The organism is Streptomyces sp. SID486 (assembly GCF_009865385.1).
In the GTDB taxonomy this organism is placed as follows: Bacteria; Actinomycetota; Actinomycetes; order Streptomycetales; family Streptomycetaceae; genus Streptomyces.
Genome location: NZ_WWJT01000612.1, coordinates 1 through 7,208, shown reverse-complemented (window position 1 = coordinate 7,208; position 7,208 = coordinate 1). Strand labels below are relative to the sequence as shown.

3 protein-coding genes are annotated in these 7,208 nt (G+C 74.9%); 2 read left to right on the top strand and 1 reads right to left on the bottom strand.

What is annotated here, in order from left to right; translation table 11 throughout:
* Positions 1-464 precede the first annotated feature (464 nt).
* Both GT045_RS28705 and GT045_RS28700 read left to right on the top strand, forming a co-directional pair.
* Positions 465-2,261, top strand: a complete 1,797-nt coding sequence (locus GT045_RS28705; protein WP_202515385.1) for a M4 family metallopeptidase — start codon at positions 465-467, stop codon at positions 2,259-2,261.
* Between the two features lie 614 nt (positions 2,262-2,875).
* A complete protein-coding gene (locus GT045_RS28700) occupies positions 2,876-4,102 on the top strand; it encodes an SGNH/GDSL hydrolase family protein (RefSeq protein WP_161335963.1) in 1,227 nt (408 codons plus the stop codon).
* A 39-nt stretch (positions 4,103-4,141) separates the two neighbouring features.
* On the opposite strand, the gene GT045_RS28695 is transcribed toward GT045_RS28700, so the two are convergent.
* Positions 4,142-7,144 (bottom strand): helix-turn-helix transcriptional regulator, encoded by a 3,003-nt coding sequence (locus GT045_RS28695; RefSeq protein ID WP_161335962.1) that lies wholly within the window; start codon positions 7,142-7,144, stop codon positions 4,142-4,144.
* Positions 7,145-7,208: the final 64 nt, after the last annotated feature.

The following is a 7,208-nucleotide window of genomic DNA, read 5'->3' as shown; positions in this document are numbered from 1 at the left end:
CCGGGGCGCGGGCCGTGCCGGGATGTCCGGCGCCCCTGAGGCGGCCCGCGCCGTGGTGCCCGGATCCCATGTCGCGGCCCGCGCCGGGACCGTGAGGACTGACAGCACGACCGCTCCGAGGACCGCTCCCCGTCCCAGCCTTGTCGAGACCATCCTCTACCACTCCTGTCAGCGCGGGTTCTGGTGCGATTTCAGTCACATCTCGTCCAGGGAACCTAGGGGATGTCGGTGACGTCTCCACAGCCGACACACAGTCGGCCGTCCCGCGATCACTTTGTGGCTCCCCGTTCGTAAAGGATTGTCATAGAAGTTCGCGAAATGGATCATTCCGGCTTTACGTGCCCATGACTGATCCGTAAGGGTTGCCCCCGGGGCCGGAACGGCCCCCTTGGCGCCTCAACTGCGCCTTGTCTCAGGGCTGTTGGTGACCCCAGCCGCCTTTGAACGAAGGAACCCTGATCAGATTGCGTAGACCGCACATACGCACCGTGGCGGTCGCCGTCGCGGTGACGACGGCTGCCACGGGCCTGGCCGGTACGGCCTTCGCGGGCCCCGCCACGAAGGTGGAGCGGCCCGCCGCCTCCGCCGCCCCGAACGCCACGGCGGTGGTGGAGGCGGCGCGCACCGCGGCCTTCGCGCACGCCTCGGCGACCGGCGTCTCGAAGGGCGATGCGCTGCACGCCCAGGACGTCATGATCGACCCCGAGGGTGCCCGGCACGTCCGTTTCGTCCGCACGCACGACGGCCTTCCGGTGCTCGGCGGCGACCTCATCGTCCACCTCGACCGGGGACTGGCCTACACGGGCGTGACCCGCGCGGTGGACCACACCGTCCAGCCGGCCACCGCCCAGGCCAAGCTGACCGCGGGCCAGGCCGCCGCCAAGGCCGCCCAGGCAGCCAAGGGTCCCGCGAGCGGCGCCCGGCTCGTGGTGGACGCCCGGGGCGGCGCCGCCGCCCTCGCCTACCAGGTCACCGTCGCCGGCAAGGACAGCCTCAGCACGGTCGTCGTCGACGCGGTCACCGGCAAGGTGCGCAGCAACGTTTCCGCCCGCGACGAGTTCCTGTCGCCCAAGGTGCTCGACGCCCTGCACAAGAGCGGCGAGACCCTCGACCCGGCCGTCGGTGTCGGCTCGGACGCCTCCGGCTCCGCCGCGTCCGGCCTGGCCGGCTCGGGCCTCTCCGGCGTCACGCGGTACCCGACGTCCGCCAGGGGCACCGGCAAGTCGCTCTTCGTCGGCAACGTCGCGCTGACCACCACGGCGACCTCGCGCGGCCACTACCAGCTCAAGGACCCGAGCCGGTACGGCACCGAGACGCGGGACGCCAAGGGCTCGGAGACGGAGAAGTTCAGCGCCGGCTCGAAGTTCACCAGCACCACCAACGTGTGGGGCAACGGCAGGACCACCAGCCGGGCCAGCGCCGCGGCCGACGCCCAGTACGGCGTGACCAAGACGTTGGACTTCTACAAGGCCGCGTTCAAGCGCAGGGGCATAGCCGGCAACGGCAAGGCCGCTCTGGCGATGGTCCACTGGGGCAAGAAGGTCAACAACGCCTTCTGGGACCCGGAATGCGGCTGCATGCTGTACGGCGACGGCGACGGCGTGTCGTTCAAGAAGCCGCTCGTCGCGCTGGACGTCACCGGTCACGAGCTGACCCACGGCGTGGTCGAGGCCACCGCCAACCTGCAGCCGACCTTCGTCGACCGCCGGGGCAACCAGTACGGCGAGCCGGGCTCGCTCAACGAGTCGCTCGCGGATGTCTTCGGCTCGAACGTCGAGTTCTACGCCAAGAACGCGAAGGACCCGGCGGACTACCTCATCGGCGAGAAGATGGGCCTCCGGCAGAAGTTCCTGCGCCGCCTGGACCACCCGTCGCTGGACAAGATCGAGGGCACCGTCGACTACTGGTCGCCCGAGGTCTACTTCACCGAGGTGCACGCCGGTTCCGGTGTCTCCTCGCACGCCTACTACCTCCTCGCGGAGGGCAGCGGCAAGAAGAAGATCGGCGCCGTCACCTACAACTCGCCGACCTACCACGGCATCACGGTCAAGGGCATCGGCCGCGCCCGGGCGACGGCCATCTACTACCGTGCGCTCACCCGCTACATGGTCTCCACGACCGACTTCCACCAGGCGCGCATCGCGACCCTGAAGGCGGCCAAGGACCTGTACGGCGCGAACAGCACCGTGTACAAGACGGTCGACAGGTCGTGGGCGGCGGTCAACGTCACCGCGGCCAACACGCCGCGCGCTCACCACTGACGTACGGCAGCGCCCCCCAGCACGACCGGATGCCCCGCCTCGCGCGGGGCATCCGCATGTGCGCATGCGTTTGCGTCTGCGCGCCCGGACCGGGCTCCCGCGGGGCGCACCGGCCCGGCACCTGTCCGATCAGGGCGGCCCACGTCAGGGGCGGCCTCCGCCCGGTGACCGTCGCCGCCGACTCCGGCCCCGGCACGCGCCGCGCGTTCCCCTCCACCGGTGGCCGGGGACGGTCGGGGCGGTCGGCGTCCCCGATATCCTCAGGACCGGCCGCAACACGTCACCTTCGACAGTGGTTCGGAACACGCCCCGGACATCGACCGCGCGGACGTCCCCTCGTCCCCCCGCCAGTGATCGGATCCCGCCATGGAGCACACGCCCGGCAGACCCGGTGAGAACGCCGGCAGCCCCGCCCACCGCCCCTCCCGCCGCCGACGGCCGCCACGAGCCGCGTCGGCTGCCCCCCGGCCCCGCCGGGGGCTACCCGCCCGTCCCCCCGCCGAGGTGCGGATCAGAGCGGCGGGACGCACCATGACCTGCGTGGGGCTCGTAGGTACGTTCCGGACGGTCCACGGGCTTCCCGGCGGGACCGTCACGCTCCCGGAGTTCGCCCGGTGACCGGCCGGTTCGGGCGCTGCTGCCGCATCGCCGCGGCCCTGCTCACCGTCGTCGCCTGCCAGTCCGTCTCCGCCGTCCGCGCGGCCACCCCGCACGCGCCCCCCGCCCGGGCCACCGACGTGGTCACCTGGGCGGCCAGCGGCAACCGCGTGGGCCAGAGCACGGCCGGCCAGGGCTACCGGCTGGTGGTACGCACCAGCGTCGGCGGCACCGGTCTACGCGTGCGCTTCACCAACGCCTTCGGGACCCGGCCGCTGACCCTGGACGGCGTGTACGCGGGGCTGCGCGCCCGGGGTGCCGCCCTGCGGCCCGGCAGCAACCGGCCGCTCACCTTCCACGGCGCCCGCTCGGTCACCGTACCGGCCGGAGCCGTCACCTGGAGCGATCCGCTGCCCCGCGCGATACCCGCCGGCGCCGACCTGGTCGTCAGCCTGTACACCCCGGACGCGGCCGGACCGGCCACCGGCCACTTCATGGCGATGCAGACGTCGTACACCGCCCGGGGCAGGCACACCGCCGAGGAGAGCGGCACCAACTGGACGGGGACGACCACCTCCTGGTGGTACATCGACTCCGTCGCCGTCCGCAGCTCCCGCCCGGCCGCCGGCGCCGTCGCCGCGCTCGGTGACTCCATCACCGACGGCTGGCAGTCCACCACGGACCTGGACCGCCGCTGGCCCGACTACCTCGCCCGGCGCCTGCGCACGGCCGGCACGGCCGTCCAGGGCGTGGCCAACGAGGGGATATCGGGCAACAAGGTGCTCGCGGACGGTCTGGGACAGGCCGCGCTGCACCGGCTCGACCGGGACGTCCTGTCCCAGCCCGGGGTGCGCACCGTCTTCCTCTTCGAGGGCGTCAACGACATCAAGGCGCACACCGGTGTCACCGCGGCCGACCTCGTCGCCGGCTACCGGGAGCTGACCCGGAGGGTGCACGCGCGGGGCAAGTGCGTCGTCGTCGCCACGGTCGGCCCGTTCAAGGGCTGGCCCGACTGGGACCCGGCCGCCGAGGCCGTCCGGCAGGAGGTGAACCGGTTCCTGCGCGGCAGCGGCCGCCGCGAGTTCGACGCCGTCACCGACTTCGACCGGGTCCTGCGCAGCCCGTACGACCGTGAGCGCCTCCTGCCGTTCCTCGACGGCGGCGACCATCTGCACCCCAACGACAGAGGCATGCGGGCCCTGGCCGGAGCCGTCGACCCGGCCCGCCTCGACTGCGACCGCTGAACCGCCACCGGCCCGGGTGACGGCCCCGCACCACGGCCGTCACCCGGAGGCCGGCTCCGGCGCGATCAGTCCCCGGCGATAGGCGACCGCCACCGCCTCCGTGCGGCTCGCGGCGCCCAGCTTGGCGAGGATGTTGGAGACGTGCACGCTGGCCGTCTTGCCGCTGATGAACAACTCCTCGCCTATCTGCCGGTTGCTGCGGCCCCGGGCGAGCAGCCCCAGCACGTCCCGCTCCCGCGCGGTCAGCGGCGGCGCCCCGGGACCGTCCCCGCCGACCCCGGGACGGCTCCGGCGGATCAGGGTGTCGATCTCCTCCAGCAGCGGCGCCGCGCCCAGCCGGGCCGCCGTCTCCCGGGCCGGCCGCAGCTCCTGTGCCGCCTCGGCCGGCCGGTCCGAGGCCAGCAGTGCCCGGGCCCGGCGCAACCGGCACCGTGCCTGCTCGTACACGTCGCCGTACCCGAACGCGGCGACCGCCCTCTCCCAGGCCGCCGGGTCCGGCCCGGACACGACCGTCGCCCACTCCGCCTCGGCGCGGGCCAGCCAGGCCAGTCCCTCCGGCCCCTGCACCCCGCCCTCCGCGTCCTGCTCGGCCGTGGCCCGCGCCGCCTGCACCAGTTCCTCGGCGGCCCGCACCCAGCGGCCCGGGTCCTCGTCGGCGCCGCCCGCGGCACGCGGCTCCACGGCCCGGTCGGCGACCGCCGCCAGACAGAGCGCGGCCAGCCGGACCGTCACGCCCGGCCGGCGCGTCGTACCGTCGCCGAGCGCGGCGACCGCCTCCCGCATCCGCTCCATGGCCTCCGCCGCGTCGCCGCGCCGGACGGCGGAGTCCGTGAGCACGATCCCGGCGACCAGCGTGCCCATCCAGTCGAACGGGCCCCGCAGCAGCGCACGCGCCCGCCCGGCGGCGCTCTCGTCACCCCGGGCCAGTTCGACGAGCAGGGCGGGGCTCGTCGCGAAGGCGCCGCCCGCCGCGGGCAGGGCGGGGGCCACCTCGGCCGCCACGCGCAGGCACTCGTCCCAGCGGCCCAGCGTGACCAGCGTGACCAGCTGGACGTAGCGCATCTCCAGCGGGTACGCCGAGGACAACAGCCCGGCCCGGCGGGCCCGGTCGAGCCCCTCGGCCACGACGGGCAGGCATTCCGCTAGATCACCGGCCTCGAACGCGCCCATCGCCAGGCCGAACAGCGCGCGCAGTTCCACCGGGGCGTTCCGGGCGGTCCGGGCCAGGTCCCGGGCCTGGCGCAGCCGCGCCCGGCCCTGGGGCGAGCGCCGGCCGCCGGCCTCGGTGTTCGCCAGGGAGATCAGCAGATCGGCCTGGGCGGCGGTCATGCCGAGCTCCTCCGCGACCCGCAGGGCCTGGCGGCCGATCCGCAGCGCGGTCTCCTCCTCGCCGACCTGACGGGCCGCCGCGGCATGGGTGGCCGCCGCCCACACCCAGGTACGCGACGGCGGTTCGGCCGGGATCATCGCCAGCGCCTCGCTGCTGTAGCGGAAGGCGGCCGACAGGCTGTCCACGGTCAGCAGGTTCCCGGCCAGCGTGTACCGGACCCGGGCGGCCAGTTCGTCGTCGGTGTCCTCGCCGACCCCGGCGAGCGCCGCCCGGGTCAGCGAGACCGCGCGGTGGACCTCCCCGGCGTGGGCCGCGGCGGCCGAGGCGCGCAGGGTCAGCGTGATCCGGTCCAGCTCCCGCCCGGCGGGCCGGGCGGACGCCGGCACCGACGGCCACAGGTCGAGTACCGCTTCCAGGTGCCGCAGTTCCTCGGCCGGCGCGCCCAGCCGGCGGGCGTGGTCGGCGGCCTCCAGACGGGCCGTGAGCGCCTCGGGCAGGTCGTGGCTCTCCCGGGCGTGGTGGGCGCGCTCCGCCGCGGTCTCCGGAGCCCTGCCGCGGGCGGCGAGCAGCCGGGCGTACCCGCCGTGCAGCCGGGACCGCTCACCCGGCAGCAGATCGGCGTAGACCGCCTCGCGCGTCAGAGCGTGCCGGAAGGCGTACGTCCCGTCGTCCCGGGCGAGCAGGAGCTGGTGGCCGACCGCCTCCCGCAGGGCCGCCTCCAGGGTGTCCTCGGGCAGCCCGGCCGCCTCGCGCAGCAGCGCGTGCTCCACGCGCCGTCCGGCCACGGCGGCGGTCCGCAGCACCTGCTGGGCGGTCTCGGACAGCTGCTCGACCCGGATGAGCAGCAGGTCTGCCAGACCGCTGGGCACCCCGTCGGCGGTCCGCGCCGGGGCCCCGGCCTCGCCCGCGCACAGGGGCCCCGCGTCGGCCGCGGCGAGCAGTTCCTGCGCGTAGAAGGCGTTGCCCTCGGCGCGGGCGACGATGCCGTGGACGACGGCGTCGGGCAGCGGCCGGTCCTCCAGCGCCCGCACAAGCAGCGCGACCGCGGGATCGGGCAGCGGTCGCAGCTCCAGGCGCTCCACCCCCGGCAGCCGGACCAGCTCGGCGAGCAGGGGCCGCAGCGGATGGCGGCGGTGCAGATCGTCGGCCCGGTAGGAGGCGAGGAGCGCCAGCCGCCGGCCCGGCACGCCGCCGCCAGGCCGGTGCAGCACGCCCCGGCCCAGCAGGAAGCGCAGCAGGTCCCGGGAGGACTGGTCGGCCCAGTGCAGGTCCTCCAGGACGAGCAGCAGCGGGGCCACGGCGGCCAGGTCGGCCAGCAGCCCGGCGACGTCCTCGAAGAGCCTGAGCCGCCCGTCCGGGCCCCCGGCCGCGTCCGGACCGGCGCCCAGCAGCCGGTCCACCGCCGGATGCGCGGCCAGCACGGCCGTGAAGCGCTCGTCGGCGGCGAGCACTCCCAGGATCTCGGTGAACGGCAGGTACGGCAGACCGACGTCCCCGAGGTCCACGCAGTGCCCGGTGACCACGGTCGTCCCGGCGCGCGTCGCCTGCCCGGCGACCTCGTCGAGCAGCCGCGTCTTGCCGACGCCCGCGTCCCCGGCGAGCAGCACCGCGCCGGGCGCACCACCCCGGGCACGCTCCAGTACGCCCGTGAGCCGGGCCAGTTCCTCGTTCCGGCCGATCAACGGCGCTGCGGTGAAGGCGGTCTGCGACACCGCCCCATCCTGACATGCGGCACCGACAGCGCTCCCGGGGATGTGCCGGGGATGTGCGCCCCGG